The organism is Leptospira saintgironsiae, assembly GCF_002811765.1.
Classification (GTDB): Bacteria; Spirochaetota; Leptospiria; order Leptospirales; family Leptospiraceae; genus Leptospira_B; species Leptospira_B saintgironsiae.
In genome coordinates, this window is sequence record NZ_NPDR01000007.1 from 53,710 (window position 1) to 79,583 (window position 25,874).

Genomic DNA, 25,874 nt, shown 5'->3' on the forward strand with positions numbered 1-25,874 from the left:
TTTGGATAAACCGAAGCGAATCGGGATTTTAGATAAAAATTTCCCGGGGTGGCCTGAGATGGAATGCAGAATGAGGAAAAATCCTTATTGACTTTTTTTGAGACTTATTCTCACTTGCAAAATCAAGCCGGTCCCTGTCCCAGGAGCCGGAGGGAGTCATCCCCACAGTTCATCTCTGGCCCCGGCCGGATTTTATCCGGACCGGGGATTTTTCCAAATTTTAAGGAGATTTCCCATGCGGAACATCCATACAAAAATATTTTCAATTCTGTTCAGTGTTACTCTGTTCGGTTCCCTTATTTCTTGTGGGGGCCCAGGTAGCGATAATTCAGCCGCAGCGATCTTAGGTCTGGATATTCCTGCTAGTGCAACTAAGCCTGAATTTTTAAATCGATATTCAGCTCTTGCTTTTGAGTCTTATACCCAAGCGGAATTAGATGCTTCCAACTTATCAGCAGCAGTCGATACTTTTGAATCTAATTCAGCACCGAGTGAAACCGATCTTACTAATCTTAAAAACCTTTGGGTGAAGGCTCGTGCAAGTTATTTGATCACTGAACCTTTCCGATTCAGCAATGGTCCGATTGATACTGATACCGTGCTCGAATGTGAATCGGGATCAGAATGCGAAAGTCTTTTGAATGCTTGGCCTCTCGACGAAGATGCAGTAGATACTTATATCAGTAACGGCAATAACGTAACAAACTTTGCTTCCATCTATGCTAAGATCGGAGATACCAGCTTAGGTGGAGAAGCAGATCCTGAAGCAGATAAAATTGTATTAACAGGATACCATCCAATCGAGTATATTCTCTGGGGAAAAGACACTAGCAACACTGGAGCAGGAAACAGACCTGCCAGCTATTTCAATGGAACAGGTACTGACGGTCATAAGCACAGGCAATATCTAAAAACAATCACCAATCGATTGGTTGTTCACTTAGGTTTGATCAAAGACCAATGGGATCCTGCCAATACAGGAAACTATAGAGAAACCTTCTTAGACTCTGCGAATGTGAACACTTCTATCGGAAATGTTTTTCAAGGATTAGGTTCCTTCATGGCAGGAGAATGGGGGGGAGACCGTCTTACAGGTGTGATCGGAGAAACCCAAGAAGAAGAACATTCTTGTTTCAGCGATACTACTAAAGCGGACTTCTATTACGATGCTCAAGGTGTATTGAATATCTGGACCGGAAATTACAGCATCCAAAAAGGTGTGAACGTTAGCACTGGACCTGGTCTTTCCGCCATATTAAGTTTTAAACAACAAGGTGGGATCCAATCCGAGATCGAAAGTGCTAGAAATCTTTTCTGTATCAACCTTTCCGACACCGAATCCGCGGATCCGAACTTTACAACAAGCTGTCCTGCAGGAAGTTTAACTCATAGATTCGATCAAGCAATCTCTTCTGGAGATAGCCAACACGGACTATTGGTGAATGTTCAGAGATTGATCGGTTCCACATTGAACAGAGATCTTGTTTCGGCTGCAGCAGCTCTCGGATTCTCTGTAGTTCCATAATAAAAAGTGATTAGGAATATATAATGCAGGTTCGGTCCCTGTGAAAACTTCCGAAAAATATAAAAATATGAACTGTGATAAAAATTTAAACTTCGGTTCCGGAACCGCAAATCCGGAGCCGAACCCCTCTCGGAAGCGTTTGAATAAAACGTTCCCGATATTAGTATGCGTTTTTCTTAATATTCTAAACTGCGGCGGAAAAGAAGGATCAGATCCTCTTGGCATCGCAGCAGTGATCGCAAGCCAAACAAGTATAGCGCCCGACCCTGGAGAAGCCTTTTCCGGAGGATACGGCACCAGATTTATTACCAATCCAACTTCGTTCGATACTCCGGTTGTAAATATGAGTTCCGATGGAATACAATTCAATACCGGAAACAACTTTTTCAATAGAGCTTGGGTGGCAGAAGGTAATAGCGCTTCCTCCGGTTTAGGACCCACCTTTAATACGAGTTCTTGCCAAAACTGCCATGCAGGAGACGGAAGAGGAGCACCACCTTCAAGCGGAACTTTATTTAACTCTGTCGGAATTTTGATCCGGCTTTCCAAGGTAGGAGTTTCTGATCCGACTACAGGCGGACCTGTAGGTTTGGATTCTTTCGGACTACAATTGAATCATAAAGGGATTGGATGTGTTACTCCTCTTGCATACGATTCCAATTTTAACTGCACAGGCTCTACAGGTGCAAACTTTACCCCACCGGAAGGTACGGCTTCCGTCTCTTATACAGGTGCAACTGTTGTAAGAAATTACACTGCAGGCGGAACAGTTACTTTAAACACTCCAGTATATTCAATCAGCTGGAACACAAATATCGATGTAGCCCCTTCTTCCTTTAATTTTTCGCCAAGAACTGCTCCTATGATCCCTGGTTTGGGCCTGTTAGAAGCAATTCCTGAATCTACTATATTAGGCTGGGCAGACCCAACCGATTCAGATGCGGATGGAATATCAGGAAAAGTGAATATGGTTTGGGACGCCAAAAATCATAAAAAGGTTTTGGGACGTTTCGGTTGGAAAGCAAACGAGCCAAGTTTATTCCAACAAAACCAAGGTGCTTTTTTAGGAGATATAGGGATCACGAGTCCATTATTCTCTACGGATAATTGCCCAAGTACTCAGACACAATGTTTAGCGGCAGCTTCCGGAACTGCAGATCCTGAAATTACTTCTTCTATCGCTGAGTCTGTAAATTTCTACACCAAGTTAGTTGCCGTCCCTGCCAGAAGAAATTTGTCTGACCAGGATGTGATCGACGGAAAGGTATTATTCTCATCCATCAAATGTGATGCATGTCATAAACCTCATGTTCTTACTGGAAATGTTCCAGGACTTCCTGAACTTTCTTACCAATACATCAAACCTTATACGGATCTACTCTTACATGATATGGGTCCTGATCTTGCAGATGGAAGACCAGATTTCGATGCAGACGGACAAGAATGGAGAACCCCTCCTCTTTGGGGTCTAGGTTTGATCCAAGAAGTAAACGGACATTTAAAGCTTATGCATGATGGAAGAGCCAATGGGATAGAAGAAGCGATCCTATGGCATGGAGGAGAAGCCGACGCAGCACGAACCGGTTTCCAAAATCTATCTTCTACTGACAGACAAAAGCTGATCAAATTTTTGGAATCTTTATAGGAGAATCGGCAATGAGATCCATATTATCTAATTCTTTATTTAGAAAAACATTATACTTTATTTTGGTATCTTTCTTTGTTTCCTGCGGCGGCGGAGGCAAAGATCCTTTGCTCTTATTAGCAGCTGGACCTGGAAGTTCTGCATTTCTGGAACATACAGGTAAATTCTTGATCATTCCAAGTTTGGAACAATTGACTACGGATACAGCAGCATTAGAAGCAGCGGCAGTCACTTATACTACCTCAGGAAGTACGAATGTGACGAATCTTGCAGCTTTACAAACTGCTTGGGATCAGGTTCGAGTTTCTTTGAAAAAAGTAGAACCTTACTATTTCGGGCCAGCGGGTAATCCAACTGAGTATTACACTAAGATGGACGGGTTTATCAAATCCGGAGCAAGGCCAAGTGCGAATTTAGTGAATCAAATCTTAACGAGTGCTGTTACTGTTTGCACCGCTACGAATACAACTCTCAATAAAACAAACCTAACTGCCTGCCCACCTAAATATAAAGGGATCGAATCTCTTGAGATCCTACTTTTCGATTCAGACTTGAGCAGGACAACGATCGATTCAAATTCCAGCATCAATACTGCAAACGCAGGCAATACAAGAAGGACCGATTATATCCTAGCTCTTGCTCAGGTGATCAACCAAGACGCATTAGATTTATATAATAAATGGCTCCCTACTGGTGGAAACTTCTTAAATGAATACACTACTGGAACCGGGATCCAATTCCGTTCTCAGGGAGAAGCTTTCGACACTTATATCCAATCTATTGGAAATTTAGTGAATCAGATCCAGGATAATAAACTTGGGAACGCTGCTTGTTTAAGTGTTTCTTGCGCCGGAGCAGGTAAAAGACAAGAGCCCGATCCAGTCTTCTTGGAAGCGATCTATTCCAGAGTTGCTTATAAAGATCTAAGAGATAATTTATTAGGTATTGAATTCGCTTATTTAGGAGATCCTGCAGATCCAAAGATCAGCTCTATGTCAAAATTAGTTAGAGCGCAGAATTCTTCCTTGGATGATGATATCCAAGCTGAGATCACAAATTTTAAGAATATGGTTAATGCAAAGATCAGCGGCTCTGCAGACATGTATGCTGAGATAGATGCAGATGGAACCACTCTGAACGGCACAAGCGTTACCACGAATGTAAAACCAATCTGGGACCAAGCAAAGATCTTAAAGAACCTAATGACGATCGATGCATTCTCTGTTCTGGGAGTTCCGAATCTTCCTTCGTCTAACGACGGAGACTGATCCTTTTATAAAATACTAATATATATTGTTTGAGATAAAAACGATATATATTAGTATTCCAATCTGTCAGTAAATTTGTCTTGCCAATTGTTCCGTTAGACTTTTCTCTATCGGACTATGTTTAGTTCTCTATTTCCATTAATCGCTTTTACTGCCTGGACCATTCTACTCGTACTCATCGTAGTATCTTTTAGAACTGCACAAGTTTTGGCAGGCTCCAAAAAATCAAACGAGTTCCCTGCTTGGATACAACACGGTTCCGATCTGTATTGGAGGATCCACCGTGCTCACTTGAACTGCGTAGAAGGCCTTCCAGTTTTCGCAGTTTTAGTTTTGACCTTTATACTTTCAGGGTACCAAAACGATACTTTCGATCTTCTCGCATGGATCGTATTCGGAGCAAGGATCCTACAAACAAGCGCTCATTTAAGTGGTGGAGGTGTTTGGAACGTGAACGTAAGATTTACGGGATTTATAATCCAGTATCTTTGTTTTACTGCGATGTTAGTGATATTAGTACGTTCCATTCTATAATTTCAAAAACATCTTGACCGCCATGTACATTCGAGGTTAACCTTCGGAGATACATGGCTTCCAAGTTCGACTATCTCCGTAAAAATCTATATGCGATGGCCGAGCTATGTTTGGAACAAGTCCTGATCTTGGACGATGCGATCGAACAGGAAAATCCAGATCTTGCCAAACAAGTCATCGAAAGAGATGATCTGATCGATAGCTTGGAAAAACAAAACGATAACCTCTCCCAAAACGCGATCTTAGAAGCAATCGCAAACCGCAACTTACTAGGAATGGACCAAATCGATGGAGAAGTTATTCTCAAAAAGGATCCACTTAGATTCGCACTTTCTTCGATTCGTATCAACAGAAGTTTGGAAAGAATGGGAGACCAGATCGTAAACTGCGCCACCTGCTACAGAAGAGGACTTATTCCCAAAGGATTTTTCAGACAGGAAGAAATTTTGGACAAGATGCTCTCCAGAGTAGTTACTCTTGTCGGAATGGCGGTAGAGTCCCTGGTAGAAGAAAAAAACAGATTTTATGGTTCAGTTCATACTGTAGAAGAAGAGCTGAACAATCTATGTCATTCTGCATTCTTAAAATTTGTATTAGATCCAAGACTAGATAAAAATCAATTCGCAGATTTATACAGGATGATCTTAGGAATAGAAAGAGCCGGAGACTACGCAGTAAACATCGCAGAAGAATTGGTGCGACTGAATACTGGTATGGACATTCGCCATCTTTCTGATCCGGTGCAAGTTACTGAAAAAACAAAAGTTTCCTGAACTATATTAGAGAAATCGAATCATTGCTGAACGCATACGACTGACTTCGCAAGATTGCAGAAATCGGGAGTTCCTGCAGATATTCCGCCTACGTTTGGATCTAAAGAACTTGCAAAATTTCCTTGGTCGGAACCTGAGTTGGAAGTCCAACCTTGGCAAGTACTTTCAGTGGACCAATCCGTTTGTAAACCAGTCCAGTATCCGGCAGCAGTCGCACTTATCCCACTTCCAGTTCCGAAAACAAATAAAGCAGTAGAATCCGTGTCGAAAGCTTTCACAAATGTTCCACCGGCAAAATCTATATATTCTTTATTAGGCTTAAGGACCCAGTCAATCTTAGAAGGTATTGCCCTTCTCCAAGTTCCTGCTACTGCAAAAGTTTTGTATGTCCCGGAAGGAAGCCCGCTTGCATTCAAAGAGTCTGCCTCGCTCTGACATATAAAATCCGCAAAACCGCCGGACCCAAAATTCCCAGCATAGGTTGCATTTGTAGCAAATAAAAATTTATCATTATCCTTTTGTAAGATTGGATAAGGAATTGTTTCTGAGCTTGGAGTAAGAATAGAAATCACAATGGAATTATCGGTGGAATCTGAATTGTCAGACGAGCCCGTTATAGTCAAGGTCTGAGAAATATTATAATCAGAAGGAGTAAATATCAAACTTGATGGAGAGACAGAAGCTATTGCAGGATTACTACTGGAAAAACTATAAGTTACAGAAGTAGCGTCTGGCTTATGTGCCAAAGAAACAGATAAAACTAAGGAACCTCCCTCAGGCAGAGAATTTCCTCCTGTAATAATGATTTCCTTATCACATCCATTTATCAGACAGTTAACAATCGCATTTTCATAATATTCTTTTGTGCTAGGGTCTCCAGAATTTTCGGATTTAATCGCACAGGATAAGTAGAAAACAGAAAAGCAGATCGCAAAAAATAAAGAAACCTGCTTGGTACACATTAACTTAAACCGGATCCTTAAATCGAGAAGACTCTGCACCATTATTGGCTTCGAAACCTTCTCCCTGCTCTAGATAACTTTCTAATTCTTCTTTTAAACCATGAGGAAGTTGAAGTCCTGAACTTTCTATCCTTTCGTTGTATTTACTGAAAGAAAATCTATGTCTTGAAGTTCCAAGATAAACACTTAAGGCTTCAGAACCCCATTCCAAAATATCTCGGATATACTCTTCGTTTTCTTCTAACTTCTCCGCATAAGGAATAAAAAGAGGTCTATTCACAGGACGGCCAATAGTTCTATAAAATAAAAGTCTTCGTAGGACCTCATGATCCTTCCAATTTCCTGCATCGAGTGCTCTTTCCACCATTCTAAGATTGATACAATCTAAAAATTCTATCTTTAAATTTTCATTTCTCAATCTTCTGCGAAGGCTGGCTTTGATCTCTTCGGATTCGTATAAAAAATTAGGACAATATTCAGGACATTCTTGGTCCTTATGTAAATCACAATAATGTAATAGAATACAATCTATATCGGAAGAAGGTTCTACGATCCCAAAATTGATCGAACCTAGAATTTCAACACCAGTACGAAAACCTTTGTCTTCCAATTCCTTTAAGGCAATGCGGCAAGCCTGCATCCTTCTTAAAGCTTCTTTGGTATCATAGTTGCGATATTTGTTTTTGAGGGCTACGTATTTCTCTATCAGATGGGTCATTCGAACAATTCTCGCAAATAACGGTTCATACCGTGTAATACTATCTCCGGGATTTCATGTCCACCCGGAAATGCCAGTAACTCACCTACCCAACCTGCGTCTTTTAACACTGTTTCTAATCTTTTCGCGGCAGGGTAACCAAGCACAGGGTCCATTCTACCATGACTTTGAAAAAATTTATAGCCCGGAGTTTGTTTCGCATATTGGGTCCAATGAGTCTCATCTAACAAAGTCCCCGACAGAATGACAAGACCTTTGGGCTTTTTCTCTGCTTTAAGAGTGATCTCAGTAGCAAGCATCGATCCTTGCGAAAAACCTCCCAAGATAATCCGATCCATTGGAACATCCAAGGCTTGGATCATTTCTTCTATCTTTTGTTTCGCTTCTGCCAAACCAGCGGGATAACGTTCAAAAAGTTCTCTTGAACCTCCAGCGACCATTGCTTTTTGCAATGCCTCCATATCGATCGGGAACCAGGCCTTACCGTTATAGCCTGGCGCTATTGGAATTTCTAAGATACCATCCGGAAAAATGAAGTTCGTGCCTTCCGGAACGTCCATATAGGAATACAAAGGAAGAAGATCGAAAGCATTCGCACCATAACCATGTAGAAAGATAACATAAGGCCCTTGCGGATCACCTGGAATACGGGCTGCTTTAACTGGACCTAATTGGACAAGTGGGATATCATACATTGTTTCCTTGTAAGAGAAGCTATGAGAATTGGCAATGTTATAATTTCGACATAACCTAACTCGGAAGCAGTTTTTCCTCAAGGTTTGATTCCGAATTTATAATGTAGAAAGAATAAAAAACGTTTTCCCTATAATTCCATTATGCTTCATTGAGCTAAATGAAAAAGGCCCAGTGCTGGCCTGTTATAAGAAATACGAAAACTCCATGCGGATTCTGATTTTTGCTATTCTACTCCCCTTCTATTTTATCAACTGCGGGACTTATCTTCTTTTAACAAACCAAGAACAAAATGACAAACATGCGTTCTTAGATTTAGTCCAACTCACTTTAGTGAATTCTTCGATCGGTCTTGTGCACTATTGGCCTTTGGATGGAGATACAAAGGATATAGTCGGCGGTTTAGATCTAACAACTGTAAGTGGGACTCCCGCGTTAACTGCGGATCGGTTCGGATTTCCTGGAAAAGCATATTATTATGATGGAAGCGGTGCTTATCATGAATCCATAGCACAAGGATCCTTATTTTTGGATGGGACCGTTTCTTCCTTTACCGTCAGTGCTTGGGTAAATGGAAAATGGCCCCCTGGAGCCAACGGAGGCCAATCCATTTTTTTAAGCCAAGACGGCGGACTCGGAATGCAATTCTATGCACTTTCTGCAATTTCCTGCACTGGAAGATTAAGAGCCTTCACGAATAATAGCGGTGGCCAAGGAGATGCGGATGTATCAAGCCAATGCGGAATGTATTCTGAAAATACTTGGTATCATATGGTCTTTGTTTGGGATATCGAAAGCCTAACTGCTTCTCTCTATGTGAATAATGTTTTGGTTAATTCTGGAAAATTCGGAAATAATCGACCTTGGAATACTTATAGCTCATTTGCCTTAGGCTATTCACCTCTTGGAACTTTCTTTTACCAAGGAAGTATAGATGAAGTTAGAGTTTATAACCGGGCAGTCTTTCCTGTTTCAAGTTTGTAGGGGGAAGCCTCCCCCTCGCTTCAGCCGCGTTATACGCGTCTTCCGCTACCCCCTCAAAATCACACAAAAGCAACTACAATTTCTACAGGAATTAAATGAAGAAGTATATATACTTATTTCTAAACTTTAAAATTTTTACCGAAGTAGAAAGTATTTTAAAGATAACTTTCGAACCCACTATATTACTTCGTATTTTTTCAACATCGCATATAAATTTACTAAACTCATAGCAGCTGCACCAACTCCAATAAATTTAATACGGTAAATTGTATCAAAATCCGATGCCTCCATTTTAGCTTTTTCAGTTCGTTCGTTATTTATTAACCAATTTTGCATCGTATGTGAACGAAAAATACATAAGTAAGAAAGTATCGATGTCATACATAGAACTAAAACTTGATTGAGCATAAGGTCTCCTAACTTTCAAAAACCTATTTTTTAAAATTACGCTTTTTTCCTAGACTTACCTTTTTTTTATTTTTAGGCAATTGGTCTTGGGCAGCTTTAAAATATTCGCAAACAAGATGATTCGACCAAGATATCGCTTTCCATCCTTCAAAATATGCAATATGACTTCCTCTTTTTGTATAAACATGGATCGAATTAGGGAGGGTTTCCAGCCAATGCAAATTCTCTAAAACATTTTGGTTTACACAGATGGGATCATCCTTTGCATTCAAGATCATAATCGGAGTTCGGATATTTTTCATTACCACTGCTGGGTTCGAATGCAGGTAATATTCGGCCTTATCTTCAAAACCGGAGAGTCTATGCAAACGATCCTGGAATTCACCCAGAGTTTTGGATTCCAGCACTTCTTGAAATCCGCCAAGGGAAGATAAGGTTTCATAGTGACGTTTCAAAAAATAATTAATCAACCTTTGGCCCATGATCTTGCTATAAACCGGATGAACCCTATGAAATGCTTTTTCGATATCATATGCGGGCGAAATTGCAACTGCGGCATCCAATAAACTTTTAGTCCCGGATTCTCCCAGGTATCGAGCAAGCAACCCGGAACCCGCAGAGATCCCCACTCCAAACAAAGGACTATTCGGAAATTTTTTCTTAATGTAGGAGAGTTGTTCTTTTAGATCCGAACTAGATCCCATCGTGTTTATCTGCGGCTTATAAAGAGGAAGATTTCCATGTCCTCTTCTAATACAAACCACGGAGGCCCAATTCAACTGGGCACGAATTGCTTTCACAATCGACTTAACATCTTGCTCGTCTCCACTGATCGTATGAAATACAATCGCGATTGGATCAGAATCTGTTTTTTTCTTTCCATTAATATTGGACCAAGCAAGTCCAGTGACACCGCCATCTTTCATTCTAAGATGTTCCAGCTTATCATACTGAAAAAATTCGGAACGATGTTCTCTAAAAAGTAAGAGAGCCAACATTAGATGATTATTAAAGCACCAGAACGTAGGAAAATATTTCCTAGTTAAACGAGGAGAATTTGCAACTACCCTTCGTACAAACTCGCCATCACTGAATTGAAGAACAGGTTTTTCTACCACTTCCAGAAAATAATAAAATAGAAATGCGAGAATAAGAAATAGGATAAGATAAACAAAGGGGAAGGAATCGAGAATGGCTTTCACATTTAGCCACAGCGAACAGTTAAAAGCCATTGAACGTATTCAGTATATCAATAACGGAAGACTTGAGATCCTTTAGTTTATCTTTACAAATACTAAAAATAATCTCATGATCGAGACCTTCATAATGATGTGAGATAATATCCCTCATTCTCATCATTTTAACCCAATCGGTTACAGGATATTTACTTAAAAAACTTGGATCTAGTTTAGAAATTGATTTAACATTATCACCAATTGCTTGAAGCCTCATTGCAATAGAATCTAAGATTGTTATTCCATCCTCTGAATTGATCAAATCTTCTGGAAATTTGATTTTATTAAATCTTGTTTCGATCAAAGAGATCGATTCTAAAATAAATTCAAATCTCTCTTTAATTTCTTCAGACATTAATTAAGTCTTTTTGAATTCGATTTAAAAAGGAAGGTTTGATTTGGCTTCTTTTCCTAACCAAATCAACATGGCGTTCAAAGATAGATTCTAAAAAAATCTGCAGTCCTACAACAGAATCGAAATCAGGCTCCTTCATCTCTACCAAGATATCAACGTCGCTATTTGGATTAATATTATTTTTTGCGAAAGAACCGAAAAAACCAATATGAAGAACTCCAAAGTCAGCCTGAAGCTTAGGTTTTACTGCAGAAAGTCTCTGCATCAATTCCTGTTTCGTTTCAACCTTCATAGGTAAAATTTTCAATTCTATACAGAAAAAGTCAATAACAGGAATCAAGATCGAATCTTTAAAAATACAGAATCCCGATAAAATTATGAGTTTTTAGATTATAAAACAGATTTAACGAAATTGTGTAAGGGCAGACTAAAAGAGAGGAAGGCTACCCCTCTCCGGGAATTCGCAACTCGCGAACCCCGGAGCCAAGGCCGTTTCTAAAATCAGATAATAGGACCGTTTGCTTTTAAATCGCTGCAATTTTTACTAGTAAGGACAGTTTGGCTTGGATCCATAACTAAAAGTCCAATGACTTGAACGTCTTTTACACATTTGTCCACATCAGCTTTTTTATAATATTTACTATCATCGATTTTTAAATATAAATCTGTGAGAAATAAGTCAATAGCAGTAATCATTGCTGCATTAGCGGGATCCGCAGATCCATAAAATAGAATATCAGAAGTCAAGGCCGCCGCTTTGATTTGAGACCTGGCTTCGGAACCCTTTACGCTTTCAGATAAACCAAGAGAGTCCATTGCCAAACAATTGGCGAAAGATAGAAGGGAGAACATCCCCATACACAATATTTTTCTCATACATTTTCCTCATCATTGAACGTTATGATATCGTTTTATAAAATTGATATCTATAATGGATAACTTGCGGAGAGGGATTTAAGACAGTTGGTGGTGGGATTTTTTTAAGCGTTGGTGGAAAAATATGCGTTATTCGAAATATGGGTTACCTCAGATGTGGTATATAGTTATACGGATGGGATATGGGAGCGGACTTATAACTCCAAAAGTTTCCACATCGATATAATACGTTATGAGTCTTCTGCAATTGCCTTAATGAAATCTCACGGTAAACCGCAGAGAGTCGATCGTTAGCTTTTAAAGCGCCACAATTTTTAGGCATACTGTTTTTGAGAGTAGGTATTTATTTTTTATCAAGACAAATCAAACAAGTCGCCACCAAAAGCCTCGATCCAGATTACCGGAAATTACACTTTATTCTTTTTCATATTATTATCTTTGAATATAGGAGCGATCTTAGTTACGACAAACGGTGTGGAAGGATTTGATTTAAGATTTCTCCTGCCGGCAATCATAGCTTCAGTTCCCATCTACGCCGCCTTGTTCTCCGGCGAAATAAATTCAACACGTATTGAATGGTTACCTTCTAAACTAAGAATAAGTTTAATATCCTTACATTTTTTATTTTATATTTTGGCTTTCGGAAGAGGAGCTATATGGACAAAAAGTCTGCTGTGTATACCTCAGGCAACATTAGGTATAGATGAAATTATTTTCTATCTAAAAGAAACAATGTGAAATACTGCGCGGCAGATTATTGGATGGCTAATCCAATCATATACGAAACAAATTTTGAAATTTTGGCAACTCCTATCGACAGCTTAAGCGTAGAGCCGAAAAGAAATCCTGAGATTGTCGAAAAAGTATTAAACAATCCTAAAGGTATCGAATGTGTTATCAATAACTGGTTCACGCCATTACAAAATGAAGCTAAGAATCCACAGAAATTTATAGAAACAGATTTGTTTGCGCTTAAGATCCTTAGATCCAAGATTATCGGGGATTCGATTGCTTACATTGCGGAGAGGGGGTAGATGGGAAGGCGGGAAATCCGCCTGCATGGGTGAATATGCGCAAAATCCGCTGCCAAGAATAGCCACTGATTGCAAGAAACTTCCACAAAAGTAAGATTGGAAAATTTCCGTTTCGAAATTAGCAGTCTATGATAAAAGTTTTTTCCGAAGATCTACGTCCGGTTGCCCTTCACAGCGACTCATAGGGAGCGAGAGGGCGACTCAAATAGCAAGTCGAACTGACTTCGTGTTTTTCCTGCTAAACTTCTTACGAGTTCGCACGGTGGATGAGTTCCTTAAACTATAAATTCATCCACTAGGATTACTTTCAGGTGACTGGACTCTTCTTTTGTCCCTCATGAGGGTTCTCTTTTTTTGAAATTTATTCTGCCACAACCTTTTTAAATCTTGGGCGAGAAGATTTAAGCATTTACTTAGGCCAATAAACCGCAATTTGAACAGATTGCGGTTTATTAAATATTTACATTGGACTTTAAAAGGTATGCAAATACAAAATTCCAAATACCTACCAGTTTCATACTTTTTGACTAAAACTTGCGAAAGAACAATTCTTTAATAAATTTGAAAAAGCATTAAGCAACACAACTATCAGTTTTCAATTGAAATTTATTTCTTTCCTCCCGATTTCTTGCTACTTGTGCCCCAACATCCTGGGCTATATTTAAAATAAAGTTCGAGACCATTTTTAATAACTATATCTTTTGCTCTATTTACAGTATCGCGGGTTGATTTCCTTGCATTGTTCAAATGACCTATACTAGATTCCCGAATTTCATTAAACTTATCCTTTGCGGCTCGGTACATACGCTTACCTCTTTCAATTTCGCGATCCCTATTGAAAAGAACTTTTTTGTTACCGCGAACATCAAATACGCTCCTAGGTGTCCCATAGCTAACTCCGCCTCCGAATCCAATACTTGCCCCATAACCCCAAGCTTCAATTCCATCACCAGGAGCTTTGCCTTTTGCTGAAGCAAAATTCAATCCTGCACCAAAGCCTTGTATTTTACCAATCTTTGGTAATGCTAATGGGACATCACCGCTAAATGAATGCCAATCGTATTTATTCCACTCCTCATAATCTTTTACAAAGTATAAATTTCGATCCTTGCCGACGTCCGCTCTTCCACCGATTGGCATAGTGATACTTTCGTATGCCCAGGACCGTTTGGAAATTTCCCATTTTTCAAAATTAATTTCGTAAATGGTTCCTACAAAGGATGCAGTCCCAACCCCATTAGCACCAATTTCGGATTTGAGCCCGCTTACAAAAATTAGATGTCCAGTTGGATCTTTATATAAAATCGGATTCCCTTTTACATAAGCAAACCGATTCCATCCTTGTGTATCCTCAGAGCCATCAATCACACTATCCGCACTTGTAAACCTCGCGATCTGCGGATCGTAATATCTTGCATTATAAAAATAGAAATTAGTCTCTCTATCTAACTCTTGAGAGTTATACTTCGGAGCAAAATCAAGAGTTCCTCTTTGAACAAGAGTCTCTCCGTATGGCTCATACTGCATTCTGCTAAGAGTATGAGCTCCTTCGTCCAGTACATGAGCAACAGAGTCAACTTGGTCAGTTAAGAAATATGCAGTGACTCCATCTTCATTGAGAGCTGCGATCCTTACTCCGTTGAGATAAACGTTATTGATGGAACTTAAAACATTCGTTTCTTCAGAGTATTCTAATCCGTAAAATTTGCTTGGATATAAGATCTCTTGGTTTTTGAAAGAGGCTCCGCTTGGAACGAGTGCTTTCTTACGAACTCTGAATCCACCTTCGTCATACCAATAATTTCCGATCGTTGTGCTGAGTGCATCTTGGACCTGAGTAATTCTATTTTGAGAATCTACAGTGATCGTTTTAGTTAGATCTTTAAAATTATCTCTCTGATAGGTCATATTCCCAGTAGCATCGTAGCTCATGACCAGGCGATTGTTTCCACTTTGAGTGGAATCTATATGTGAGACTTGGTGGTTGGAATATTGGTAATTCCACTCATCAATGAGTGTATTGTCGTTAAAGTTATGATTACGTTTTGCGAGAAGGTTCCCATTCTTTGCATAAGCAAAACTTTGGCGGAAAGTTTTGGTATAATTGTCTGCAGACTCTTGGTATTGACCGTCTGCTGCTGTAAGTCTATTTAATCCGTCGTAGCTGTAATTGTATGCAGTTGTATATTCTGAAGAAGTATTTGTGATTCCAGTGATATTGTTTCTGCTATTGAACGCATAAACCGCATCTTGGAGAGTTTTTGTGGTTCCATCCACATCTCCAACTGAGTTGATGCGGACTAGTCTTTGTTTTACATCGTACGTATAGTCGGTATGGACACCGTTTCCGAGGTCAAATCCAGCAGTTTGTCCGAATTCATTGTAAGTAATATTTTCTACAATGGTTTTGCTGCAAAATCCTGGAATGATACCGTTTGTATTGACTTGGACTGAAATCCCTGTGATATAACCTGCTGTTCCATAATTATAACAAGCCTTCATCCTTGTATGGCTCACAGGATGTTCTGGATAATCTATGGAGGAGGCACGACCTAGTAAGTCATATTTGTATTCCGTAATATAAGGACCGTCAGCCAGTTCGATTGTCAGATTCTTGATATTTCGAGTTTCTTTTTTAGCACGACCAAGCTTGTCGTAGCTAAATGTTTTGATCTGAACGGAGTCTTCTACTCTTACGAGTTTTCCAAGAGCATTCTCTGATCCAGATCCGCTATCGTAATCAAAGTAAACAGTTCCTTCTGGAGTATCTTTGGTGAGCATTCTACCAAGAGAATCATAAGTAAAACTTGTAGTAATGCCGCGAGCGTCTGTGCTTTGAGTAGTATCTCCGAATGCGTTATAAGAAGCAGTGCTAACTCCAAAATCCGGATCACTATTTTTCTTTAATCTTCCGAACGCATCGTACAACCAATAAGCTTGGTTTTTGCCCGAAGTGTCTTTTACAGTAATTCCACTTGTATCACAGGAGAGAGCTCCTCCATCGTTCAGGTCCGATTTTTTGATCATCTGACCTGCAAGATCAAAACAGAAACCTATCTTTGCATTGGTTCCGTCAGAGCCGAAGTCCTCTATATAAAGGACCTGGCCTTTTCCATCTTTTACAGTTCGTTTGCTTGTTCCACCGCTGTGAGTTTCAACTACTTCGAATGGATCATTATATGTGACTGTTAATGTAGTTGCTTCTGTTTCTCCCGCCGCAACTGGAAGAATTGTTTTCTTAGCTCTTCCGATGGCATCGTAATTGATATAGCTTGGGTTTCTTTCTTGGGTATGTAAAACAAATGTGTCAATCTCGCCTGCATCTGCCCAGTCTGGTTGCCCTGCGCGAATGACTTGACCGTTCGCATTATATGTAATTTTTCCGGATCTTACATATTGTCCATTGGATCCTGTTTTGACAGTATGGACTACTCTTCCCATTCCATCTTTGTAAGAACGAAGTGCAAAACTTGGATCTGCTCCACCTGTAGGGAAGGTAGTTTTAGCACTGAATGGAAAACTAGATCCATATTCATACACTGCAAGGACTTTGGTTCCGGAATCTGTATCTGCACTGGATTCGACTAATCTTCCAAAATCATCGTATTCAAAATACGTTTTATTCCCATTCGGATCTGTGGAATCATCCGGAGAACCGAATGCTTTTCCATAATTTGTGGCGTACCTTGTCTTGAGCTGGAGAGAACCACCAAAACTTGTTTGTTCTTTTACGAACTGATGAAGTTGGTCGTCATAAACGTAGGAGGTCCCACGATTCGGACTTGCACTTACATTCTTTTCTTCGGTTCTATTTCCATAGGTATCGTATTCGTATTCTGTAATGTTTGCAGGAACAGAAGGAAGTCCGCTTCCAGTATAAGTTACTGAATTACGAGTCAGATTCCCTTGGGAATCATAAGTAAGATTGCTTGTGGTTTCATGAGAAGAACCGGACAAAGAAACTGATTTCTTAGGTCTAGTTTGATTGCTCGTTGAATCCGTTTCAAAATCTGTGACTGTAGTAAAACTTTGAGAGGGATGAGCAGAATCGGCATAATGATCTGTGGTTATATCTGTCTTCTTAGTTAGATTGTAACCGTTAAAGATAACGGAACCTTCGGAAGTCGTAGTTGCAGTCCCGTTAATAAAATTCTGGGTTTTACTTAAACGTGCAAGATAACTGATCTTTCCTGTAACAGTTTCTATTTGTTGGATCTCATAGGACTTTTTAGAAGAGCCATAGTCTTGATTATCAGAGCCTATGATATGCATTTCCTTTTCCGCACCTGCAAGTGCTCTGTTATGCATAAAGTTAGAATAAGGCTGACTGAAATAAGAATGAACCGTGCGAGATCCGGTTGCATCGGTCATCGTAAATTCAGTAAAACCAAATGCATCTGTTTCCTTCTTGCCATTGATAAATGCAGAGAAAGAAACTCCGTTCTTATAGCTGTAGTTCTTAGGGATCGTGTTCCCGAGTCCGTCTTCTAAAGTAATCTTAGTACAAACTCTATAGTTGATAGAAAGATCCGGAATATTATCTCCACCGTTATTATCAAACTTGGTAGAATTATCATATTCTAAAGTATATGTTCCACCGATCCCGTTCTTGATCTGTTCGATCACATCCGGGACAGTCCCACTCGACATTGCAAAATACCAAGTAGGTTCTTTAAGATGGATAATCCCTATATCTGTGAGTCCATCTCCATTATAATCTCCTTGTATCCATTGGAATGGATATACTTTTGTCATTAGATCAGGACGATCCATGGACAAAGCAAACACAGGAGAAGCAGCAGTGACGATCTTACTTTGAGAAAGATCATAAACCTTATTTTCTCCATCAGAGACTACGATCGGGTTTCCTCTATGATCGAATTGGTTGGAAAATCCTACGAGGCCTGGGTTGTACACAGCCCTTGCGACAGTAGTTGCAGTAATTCTAATTTTAGAAAATACGATAGAAGAAGTATCTGTAGGATCTTCGTAAACGATAGAATTTCCAGCTACTTCCGGATAGAGTGCGTATTGGATCCCTGCTTGGCTTGTTTTATCATACACAGTTGTAGAAACTGGAATATTGACTGAACCAGTGAGAAGTTTGAAGGTAATGGAAGAAGTTCCGATGGTTCCTAAATACCATTTATGTGTTGTTCCAGTTCTATCAACGAGTAGTATTTGAGCTTTTCCTACCCCAGTAAAATCTCCAGAGAAAATACTGAAAAGATTTCTCCGATTCCGGTTGGTCTCACTTCCCACTTGGAATAGATTTTGTAGATAAGAATCTAATACATCTCCGGTAACTGTTAAATACTTGGTTCCACTTGGTCCTGTGAGTAAAAATCTTTGAGCGCTTGTGCTTGTCTGATCATTTAAGATGAGAGCAGATTTTGAACTAGTAGAATTGAAATAATCGATTGCGTATGCACTGGAGTTTATATCGAAAGATACAACTTGGGAATCAGTGATACTTGCAAGGTCTGTTCTTTTGAATGCAGTTCCGGTATCTAAGGTTACTACAAAAAACTTACTTGTTGTTCCAAAATCCCCGAAGAATAAAACTTCGTCGCGAGTATTAACTGTATAACGATCTGCTTTTCCGTTGTTTATTGTTACAATCCCATTTGTTTCAGGATTAAAACCTGTAAGAACTGCTTCAGTGAATGTAGAGCCCTTTTTAAAATCGAATACTCCGGTTCTTCTATCAAACAAAAGTAATTCAGAAGAAGCACTACAATCGTTTGTAGTAAAACATCCTGGATAAGCAATCTCTCCTTTTCCTGGGTTAGAGTTTCCATCATATTGATAATCTAAAAGAACAGTTTTGGTATCAGAAGAAGTGGAGAAGACTCCAAATCCTTTAATAGGGTTCACTTCATCCAATGGTAGAGGAGTTTTCATTACTCGTTCTTGGTTTGGACCATAGCTCATATCGCTATAAACTTTGTAACGAAATCCGTTAGACGCTGCTTCACCGATCCAGAATTTTCCATCGGTCTCGGAGAAAAATCCTACATCAGTTGCTCCATCGCCGTTAAAGTCTCCTTGGAGCCAACGAGTGATTGTTTTGAATTGAGGAGCCTTAGACCAGATCTTGAAATTGATGGTCTTGTTTGCTGTTTCTCCTAATGTCCATTCTCCGGAAGAACGATCGAATAATAAAAAGTCGGAAGTCCCATCCCCATTAAAATCTCCGGAGAATTGATCGTTGGAGAATAGAGTTTGCTCAGGTGCAGTAAATACTTTGTATAGTACCCAGTTGGTAATAAAATAAATCGAACTTGATTTGTCTGGATTGCGAAGATTCTCACCTACAAACCATTTTCCAGTACGTTGGTCATAGAGAGAAATGTCTGTTAGTCCGTCTGCGTTATAATCTCCGCTTAAGAACTTGAGCTTAGCTCTATCTTTTCCATCGATGCTAGTATCGTTTGTACTAACACTATCCAAATTTGCATTCGGAGAATAATCTCCTCTGAATACGTTCTGGAATTTTTTGCCAATTTTCAAAAATTCGAAACTACCACCCTTGTTCAACATCAATGTCCAAAGGCCGGTAGGCTCGTCAAAAAGTAGGGAATCAGAAAGACCATTCCCGTCATAATCACCGGGAAACCATTCCATCCGGAAGATATCCGGGATCCCACTCATGAGCCTTCCATAATTACGAAATTGGAATACTTGTCCGTCGTGTTCTGCGACTATAAAGTCTTTGGTTTCCGGAAGATAGAATGCAATGTCGGATCTTCCGTCTCCGTTAAAATCTCCGCTTACATTTCCTTTGAAAAATCTAATCTTAGAAGGACCGTCATAGTTCTTATAACGATTCGCATAGGTTTTGAAATTGTATCCGCCTTCTTTTCTTCCTTCTGCGGCTTTCCAGTTTCCAGTTTGAGGATTAAAGAATACGATATCGGAAATCGCATCTCCGTTGAAATCACCTTCGAAGTATTCTGTAGAATTAGGCAGGACTTCCGGTTCGCTCGAAGCTTGGTTTGCAATATTCTGCCAAGTTAATATACGAGAAGAGCTGCTGTATTTAAATTCTGGTTTGGTTGTATGACGATCCGAATCTACGGTTTTAAGAATAGGTCTTCCTGAATCGAAGGAAATGTCGTATACAAGATTATAAGTCCAAAGTTTTCCACCGGTCCAACCGACTTCTATTTTATCTAGAAGCTTATCCATGACCATGGTAAACCCAGGAGCCATACTCACATAGGAATCTCCTCTGGACTTAGTGATAAACTTAACATATTGTTTCGCGGGAAATCCACTTCTGCTATTTCCTGTGTATATGATTTCCTGAACGTATAAATTTCGTTTTTCAGAATAGTTGGAAGTATCGTAAGTGACTTGCATATAGTTTCCGTTCCGATCTTCCGTTTTGGAAAGATACCAACTATATGTTTTAGAGATCTGATTTGGATCGTAGATCCGATTGGAGGAAGAATCACCATAGATCGTTTTGGTCCCGCTGGAATCCAAAACCTCCCAGGTCCCTCCGTTCTCTATATTCGTTAATTTTAATAATGCAAAATCTTCTTCCGTGATTTCGGGTCTATATACCCCGTTCTCGTTGGAAGTGGAACCGGAAACTTTAATCAGTCTTTTTCCGTTCCAAGTAAATGTATCTCTGGAATCATAAAACAATGCTCCATATTCAGGAGTTCTTGTGATTGCTCCAAGCCCTATACTCCAACCAATCCCAGTCCACCCATCTCCTCCTGTAGAAGAATAAGAAAGTGCGAGACTTGGCTGAACTCCAGCTCTTCCTGCTGGAACTTGGATAGGGTAGTTTAAAGAAACTGCTCCGAAATTGTTCGGTTCAGGTGGCGCGATAAATGCCGCTCCAGCTAAAGCATCTGCTTTTGTTTCCGGATCATCGATCGCTTCGCTATAATTTGTGGAAATGGAAAATAGATCACTTCCCTCAGGTGCAGGTGCTGAGCCTGGAGACAAAAAAGAAGTCCCAGAAGGTAAAACTCCTGCAAATCGGAACAAACGATTCATCATGTCGGATCCGCCAGAACAAGAAGAGAGAAAGAATGAAAAGGCAGCAGTTAAAATTAAAGACCTAAAAGAGGTTTTTAATCTTAACTGTGATATGGACTTCTCATACGGAAATCCTAGATTCTTCTTAGGAACTGAGAATCTTCTCACAAGCATACCTTTTCCCATTTTATTATATTCTATTTTCTTAATAGGAATGGATGGCTTTCAGCTTTTACTAAAAGCCATCCTAAGTTTGTTTACGGAACGATTTGAACGCTAAGCGTATAATCTCTTTCGATCAAAGGAGCGATAAAGAAGTTGTTCAAACCAAATTGGAGAGATCCTGGACTCACTAAATCAAGATTAAATCCTCGAATTACTTGCTGAGCAGTATCTTGCGACCACCACGTTACTAAGGCTCGATCATTAATTGCAGCAGCAGTTACACCGCTCTGATTTCCCTGATTTGTTGTGCTTATAAAGAATTCTCCGCTCCCTTTCAGAGCAAAAGGTGATATTGTTGCAATCCTTCCGCGAATAGTTCTCTTGTTACTCTCAAAGTTTTCCCAAACAGACACAATTTTGTTTCCGGAAACGGTTAAAGTTCCGGGTTTTTTCACGGAACCTACCGCATTTGTTCCCAATTGCAGGGCAACATTTGAATACAGTTGGCCATCGGTCAAGCTCACGACCTTTAAATAGATCGAAGTACCCAATGCATATTGAAGGTAAATTTTGTCTCCAACTACAACCGGATTCACAGCTAAGGTAGAGGAATCAACCGTTACATTCCCGCCGGCAGGCAACATTGTTGCATTTGTAAGGTTAATTACTCTCGTAAATAGAGTTCCATCCAAGCCTCGAAAGACAACAGTTCCACTGTTTCCAGACACCCTTGTGTAAAGATATCCGGTTGGTGCAACCGTTCCTCCCTGATTAAGTAAATCATACCATACTGTATTTGGCGCACCTGGAATATTTGTAGCGACACCGGTCATAATATCATAGACCTTGAAGGCAAACACGTGACGATTATTCGAGTAATCATTGTAATTCCAGGCCAACAAAACTTTAGTCCCGGAAACTCCAGAACCATCCGCCCGAACTTCAAATCTTGTAGATGAATTATTTACAACTTCCTGAACTAAGAACTCAGCAGCCACTGGCGTATTGTTCGTCATGTCATAGAGCCTAGATTTTATGAACTTTCTGGAATCGAACGCTTGGGGAATATAGTCGCTCCATACAACCATTGCTCTGCCATTTGCCATTGCAACATCCAAACTAAATGCAGGATCTTTAGTAGTCCTGGTTGTAACCTTTAGTTCGGAGCCAACAATGCCATAAGTAGTCATACTACGAACTGTCATATAAATATCGAAGTTATTCTCCCAAACAATTGCTACCTTTCCATTATCCAACTTCGCCGTAAATTCGGCTCCGACAGGGATGGCGGCAGTATTCAAAGTAGTTTGGGGGGATAGAACCGCCCCCGTAGAAATTTGGTAGAACTTACCCTGTAAAGTAGTATCTCTTTGCCAAATAACGAAAGCAGTGTCTCCTTGCACTAATGTGATCGGCTCACTTAATGTTACCGCTGTTCCCGGATCGCTTAGAATGTTATCGCTTGCCAACGTACCAGCTTTGTATGTACGACCGCTATTGGTAGTCAGTTGGAACATACCTCCGGAAAGGAAACTAGCAAAGCCGCCTGCGTCAGTCCAAGAATTCCAGTAAGGAACGCCTTTATTATAGTTTCCCATCCAGTTTACAGCTAGATAATCGGGGGTATATCCCAAGCATCCGAAAGGATGAAAAAGATTTACACCGGAGCAAGCAACTGCGCTACCCGTTAATAGAGGAAGATACTGAGGAAGAGAATAATTCGAAGCAGGAGTTCCATTTGTTTGTGTATTCCAATCCGTAAGGAAAGAATTATCCACTATCAAACGTGCATCGGGAGCTTGCAAAGCACCCGGAATTGAAACCGGCGTCGTCTTGATATTTTTTTGCTTTATTGCAGTATCTAATACTACAGTAAAAGAGCCGTCAGGATATCCTGGAGTAGGCATACTACTAACCACAGTATATTGATAAGAATCTCCGCTTATATAGATAGAATCATTAGTCTCGATTGTTCCATATACGCCGGAAAGGTAGATAGTCGTGTCCCCAACGTTTATAGAAGAACTCAATTCTCCTCTCATCTTTTTAACATCAGTGTATTTTAAAGGCCAAATAGTCCTACGATATGCACTATTCAAAGCAGGACGAATATAAATATTTACTAAACTATTATTCGGATCCACTATGTTACTTGCGGAAGGCATTCGTAAGCAGATTCTAAACGTTTGATCCGTATAACCAGATGTATCAATCCACATTTTGCGAACATGATACGCATCTGTATCATCCGTGTCTTTATATACATGAACCCAATCTGTTCTCTGTCCCCCAAAACCTAGGCTGATCTCGAAGTCCATAACCTGATCGATATTAAAACGTTTTGTCGCAATCGTTGGAGTATATTTGAAATCCGTAAAATACTGGTATGAACCACCACTATCTGGTAGACCAAAACTCGGATTTAAATATTTCGTTCTATCTAGTTTAACAGTAAATACAACTTTCTCATTGAACCCTACTTTTCCAACATAGAAGGATTTTTGATCTGGTTCATATGGATTTTCGCCAAATTGAGAAAGGTCCCATTGAGTATTAAGCTTAAAGAATGAATTCGGATCATTCGGATCAATTGATCCTCCAGCGGGATTTGAACCGGAACTTCCGATTGGTGTAGCCCCATACGGTGGAGTTTCTTCATTTTTAGCCAGATCTTTAACTGTGATATAAACTATATCATAGTAGTCGCCTGCCCATATAATGGAATCCACACCTTTTACCATTTGAGCCTTGCGAACATTGCCTGGATCAAAAATTCGAATATTCGATCCATCTACCCAATATTCCGTTGGCGCGTTATATTTACCGTGAGAATAAATTGCCCAAACACCTGCAGTTTTTCTTTCGTCTTCGGTCCAACTACTAATCGGTTTCTGAACACACGCGGTGCGGTTTACTCCGTCTGAACCTGCAAATGACTGGTTCACGCAAGGAAGCGTAGTTGGGATTCCAGCTAGCGCTTTAATTCCCTTAATATGTAATTTCGAATCGCCTAACGAAGGAGCAAATTCGCTAAAATCAACTACATAATCTTGAAACTCTACCTGTGGCCCAGAACAAGCAATCCTTTCCAATGCTTTCTTAAGTGTCACTCCCGGAGAAAGAGTAGTAGCTGTCGTGGTGACACAAGGATTATTTGAACTTAAGTCATCGAATGCAGCCACACGATATTTTTCTCTATAATTCGGACCGTAAACTTTGATTAAACTAGTTCTTCCTTTCGAGTTTTCTTCTACAATCTTAAGGTTATCCCCGGAGAAGTTCAAAAGAACGGATTTATAATTGGAATCAGCGACATGAGTCATCGTGTAATCTACGATGAAAATTTTCGGAGTGAAACCGGAAGCAATTGCACTTTCAATTTCCGCCGTATTCAAATTCGGAAGTTCTACTACGTAAGGTCCAAAATCGTCCCCTCCGTAAACTTCCACTTGGAATAGACTATAATCGTCGTTTCTCAAACGGAAGCTTTGGACAGGGATCAAATCGCCTCGAGCATCTTCGAACATCAAAGTACATAAGATATTGCTAAGCTTAACCGGCATATTGACGGATCTATTCTTAATATAAAGAGCAGCTCTTACATAACCAGCATTTGCATCCACTTTAGAAGTATTGTTTACTTTAGAAGTCTTCTCAGATCTATATTTTCGCGCCTTATTACTTGCAGAGTCCGACTTAACAGTTTTTGCTTCTTTGTCGATATCATTCTTAAAAGGTTTATCTGCCCATTTGTTTGTTGTAGATTCTTCTAGATTCCGAGCGGACCAACTATTAGAAGTTTTATAGGATGCACTTCCTGAAACGGAAAAGCCTGTAGACTGCTCACCAGAACCTGCCTTAAAGGAAGCGCTAGATTCGAATGAATTAGAAGCACTAAGTTCTCCTTCTCTCTTATATTGGTCTTGGAATTGAACTGTTCTTAAATTTAATTCATTCTGATGAATGCTCTCAGATCCTTCGTTCTTTGTAGATTCCAAATCATCAGAATTGATCTCACTTACGATCTCATCACTCTCACCAGTACTACTTTTTAGAATGGCAACCTTCATCGTGATTGGAGGTGCGACAACTGTATCGATTTCCGGATAATCCGCTACCCACACATTCGTAGTAGTTTCGTTGATGTTTAATATTCCATCTCCGTCGAAATCGTTAACGATGGTTGTTCCTGTAGGATCAATCGCTCCACCCAAAGCTTGTGCACTTACTTTAGTTCCTGGTTTTAAGTTGAACAAGCCATTCACAGGTGTGTTAGGTACATTCCCACCACCACCAATCGGAACTCCACCCTTATCCACTACTAAAGGGACCTTCTCAGCAACCAACCATGTGGCTTTTTTCAGATCCACATTTCCATTACCAAAGCCCCAGTCGCTTAAACAGCTTACAAAGAAAAGTACTGCTAAAGTTATAATAACTTTCCTAACAACAATTCTAATGATCAAATCCAACATCGAACGAACTCCCAGTTCCCTATCACTTAAAGAACCAAATCCAAAATACAAAACATCCCGGACAAATTTTTCAGACAGAGTCTGACTTTTTTGACTGAGTTAAAAATTTTACTCACAGTTTTGCCTGATTCGTCTCCGAATCAAAACATAACTTGGCGTTTGAATGGACGTTCCAAAAAAGTTCCCATTTTTGTCCAATTTTTTGCAGCGAAATGAAAAAAAATTT

General features: G+C 39.9%; 18 protein-coding genes. 8 read left to right on the plus strand and 10 right to left on the minus strand.

What is annotated here, in order from left to right:
* Positions 1-235 precede the first annotated feature (235 nt).
* The 5 genes from CH362_RS15235 to CH362_RS15255 all read left to right on the plus strand — a co-directional run bounded on the left by CH362_RS15235 (position 236) and on the right by CH362_RS15255 (position 5,745).
* Positions 236-1,525, plus strand: a complete 1,290-nt coding sequence (locus CH362_RS15235) for an imelysin family protein (RefSeq protein ID WP_100711190.1) — start codon at positions 236-238, stop codon at positions 1,523-1,525.
* Positions 1,526-1,592: 67 nt separating this feature from the next.
* Entirely contained in the window at positions 1,593-3,170 is a 1,578-nt protein-coding gene (locus tag CH362_RS15240; RefSeq protein WP_100711285.1) for a di-heme oxidoreductase family protein, read from the plus strand.
* 11 nt (positions 3,171-3,181) lie between these two features.
* The gene (locus CH362_RS15245) at positions 3,182-4,438 is read left to right on the plus strand and encodes an imelysin family protein (RefSeq protein WP_100711191.1); all 1,257 of its coding nucleotides are present in this window, start codon (positions 3,182-3,184) and stop codon (positions 4,436-4,438) included.
* Positions 4,439-4,555: 117 nt separating this feature from the next.
* On the plus strand, positions 4,556-4,972 hold the full coding sequence (locus tag CH362_RS15250) for an MAPEG family protein (protein WP_100711192.1): 417 nt from the start codon (positions 4,556-4,558) through the stop codon (positions 4,970-4,972).
* Between the two features lie 53 nt (positions 4,973-5,025).
* Positions 5,026-5,745 (plus strand): phosphate signaling complex PhoU family protein, encoded by a 720-nt coding sequence (locus CH362_RS15255; RefSeq protein ID WP_100711193.1) that lies wholly within the window; start codon positions 5,026-5,028, stop codon positions 5,743-5,745.
* 20 nt (positions 5,746-5,765) lie between these two features.
* On the opposite strand, the gene CH362_RS15260 is transcribed toward CH362_RS15255, so the two are convergent.
* From CH362_RS15260 to CH362_RS15270, 3 genes are read right to left on the minus strand one after another with little or no spacing between them, the layout of a single operon-like run.
* Positions 5,766-6,707, minus strand: a complete 942-nt coding sequence (locus tag CH362_RS15260; protein ID WP_100711194.1) for a DUF1554 domain-containing protein — start codon at positions 6,705-6,707, stop codon at positions 5,766-5,768.
* Between the two features lie 4 nt (positions 6,708-6,711).
* Positions 6,712-7,425, minus strand: a complete 714-nt coding sequence (locus CH362_RS15265) for a hypothetical protein (RefSeq protein WP_100711195.1) — start codon at positions 7,423-7,425, stop codon at positions 6,712-6,714.
* On the minus strand, positions 7,422-8,120 hold the full coding sequence (locus CH362_RS15270; protein WP_165780277.1) for an alpha/beta hydrolase: 699 nt from the start codon (positions 8,118-8,120) through the stop codon (positions 7,422-7,424). Before CH362_RS15270 ends, CH362_RS15265 begins: the two co-directional genes overlap by 4 nt.
* A gap of 205 nt (positions 8,121-8,325) precedes the next feature.
* On the opposite strand from CH362_RS15270, the gene CH362_RS15275 reads away from it, so the two are divergent.
* Positions 8,326-9,102 carry a LamG domain-containing protein gene (locus CH362_RS15275; protein ID WP_100711196.1) on the plus strand — a complete coding sequence of 259 codons (777 nt, stop codon included), beginning with the start codon at positions 8,326-8,328 and terminating at the stop codon, positions 9,100-9,102.
* Between the two features lie 177 nt (positions 9,103-9,279).
* Here CH362_RS15275 and CH362_RS15280 read toward each other — a convergent pair whose 3' ends face one another.
* The 5 genes from CH362_RS15280 to CH362_RS15300 form a co-directional block, all read right to left on the minus strand.
* Positions 9,280-9,510 (minus strand): hypothetical protein, encoded by a 231-nt coding sequence (locus CH362_RS15280; protein ID WP_100711197.1) that lies wholly within the window; start codon positions 9,508-9,510, stop codon positions 9,280-9,282.
* Between the two features lie 23 nt (positions 9,511-9,533).
* Entirely contained in the window at positions 9,534-10,712 is a 1,179-nt protein-coding gene (locus tag CH362_RS15285; RefSeq protein WP_244280609.1) for a YheT family hydrolase, read from the minus strand.
* A 19-nt stretch (positions 10,713-10,731) separates the two neighbouring features.
* The gene (locus tag CH362_RS15290; protein WP_100711198.1) at positions 10,732-11,100 is read right to left on the minus strand and encodes a HepT-like ribonuclease domain-containing protein; all 369 of its coding nucleotides are present in this window, start codon (positions 11,098-11,100) and stop codon (positions 10,732-10,734) included.
* Complete coding sequence (locus CH362_RS15295; RefSeq protein ID WP_244280610.1) at positions 11,093-11,440, minus strand: nucleotidyltransferase family protein; 348 nt, start codon at positions 11,438-11,440, stop codon at positions 11,093-11,095. The genes CH362_RS15290 and CH362_RS15295 overlap by 8 nt, the downstream gene beginning before the upstream one ends.
* Positions 11,441-11,601: 161 nt before the next feature.
* Positions 11,602-11,976 carry a TIGR04452 family lipoprotein gene (locus CH362_RS15300; RefSeq protein ID WP_100711199.1) on the minus strand — a complete coding sequence of 125 codons (375 nt, stop codon included), beginning with the start codon at positions 11,974-11,976 and terminating at the stop codon, positions 11,602-11,604.
* Positions 11,977-12,710: 734 nt separating this feature from the next.
* On the opposite strand from CH362_RS15300, the gene CH362_RS15310 reads away from it, so the two are divergent.
* Entirely contained in the window at positions 12,711-13,010 is a 300-nt protein-coding gene (locus tag CH362_RS15310; protein ID WP_100711201.1) for a hypothetical protein, read from the plus strand.
* A gap of 606 nt (positions 13,011-13,616) precedes the next feature.
* Here the strand turns inward: CH362_RS15310 and CH362_RS15315 are convergent.
* On the minus strand, positions 13,617-21,029 hold the full coding sequence (locus CH362_RS15315; RefSeq protein WP_244280611.1) for a SpvB/TcaC N-terminal domain-containing protein: 7,413 nt from the start codon (positions 21,027-21,029) through the stop codon (positions 13,617-13,619).
* On the opposite strand from CH362_RS15315, the gene CH362_RS19415 reads away from it, so the two are divergent.
* Entirely contained in the window at positions 21,028-21,288 is a 261-nt protein-coding gene (locus CH362_RS19415) for a hypothetical protein (protein WP_244280612.1), read from the plus strand. The two genes, CH362_RS15315 and CH362_RS19415, sit on opposite strands and share 2 nt — an antisense overlap.
* On the opposite strand, the gene CH362_RS15320 is transcribed toward CH362_RS19415, so the two are convergent.
* Entirely contained in the window at positions 21,266-25,648 is a 4,383-nt protein-coding gene (locus CH362_RS15320; protein ID WP_100711289.1) for an LIC12048 family lipoprotein, read from the minus strand. The two genes, CH362_RS19415 and CH362_RS15320, sit on opposite strands and share 23 nt — an antisense overlap.
* Positions 25,649-25,874 lie beyond the last annotated feature (226 nt).

Coding starts and splice junctions, on each gene's coding strand:
- CH362_RS15240 (WP_100711285.1), top strand. CDS start 1,593: ATGAACTGTGATAAAAATTTAAACTTCGGTTCCGGAACCGCAAATCCG.
- CH362_RS19415 (WP_244280612.1), top strand. CDS start 21,028: ATGTCGGATCCGCCAGAACAAGAAGAGAGAAAGAATGAAAAGGCAGCA.
- CH362_RS15275 (WP_100711196.1), top strand. CDS start 8,326: ATGCGGATTCTGATTTTTGCTATTCTACTCCCCTTCTATTTTATCAAC.
- CH362_RS15320 (WP_100711289.1), bottom strand. CDS start 25,648: ATGTTGGATTTGATCATTAGAATTGTTGTTAGGAAAGTTATTATAACT.
- CH362_RS15265 (WP_100711195.1), bottom strand. CDS start 7,425: ATGACCCATCTGATAGAGAAATACGTAGCCCTCAAAAACAAATATCGC.
- CH362_RS15270 (WP_165780277.1), bottom strand. CDS start 8,120: ATGTATGATATCCCACTTGTCCAATTAGGTCCAGTTAAAGCAGCCCGT.
- CH362_RS15290 (WP_100711198.1), bottom strand. CDS start 11,100: ATGTCTGAAGAAATTAAAGAGAGATTTGAATTTATTTTAGAATCGATC.
- CH362_RS15235 (WP_100711190.1), top strand. CDS start 236: ATGCGGAACATCCATACAAAAATATTTTCAATTCTGTTCAGTGTTACT.
- CH362_RS15300 (WP_100711199.1), bottom strand. CDS start 11,976: ATGAGAAAAATATTGTGTATGGGGATGTTCTCCCTTCTATCTTTCGCC.
- CH362_RS15315 (WP_244280611.1), bottom strand. CDS start 21,029: ATGATGAATCGTTTGTTCCGATTTGCAGGAGTTTTACCTTCTGGGACT.
- CH362_RS15260 (WP_100711194.1), bottom strand. CDS start 6,707: ATGTGTACCAAGCAGGTTTCTTTATTTTTTGCGATCTGCTTTTCTGTT.
- CH362_RS15255 (WP_100711193.1), top strand. CDS start 5,026: ATGGCTTCCAAGTTCGACTATCTCCGTAAAAATCTATATGCGATGGCC.
- CH362_RS15280 (WP_100711197.1), bottom strand. CDS start 9,510: ATGCTCAATCAAGTTTTAGTTCTATGTATGACATCGATACTTTCTTAC.
- CH362_RS15250 (WP_100711192.1), top strand. CDS start 4,556: ATGTTTAGTTCTCTATTTCCATTAATCGCTTTTACTGCCTGGACCATT.
- CH362_RS15245 (WP_100711191.1), top strand. CDS start 3,182: ATGAGATCCATATTATCTAATTCTTTATTTAGAAAAACATTATACTTT.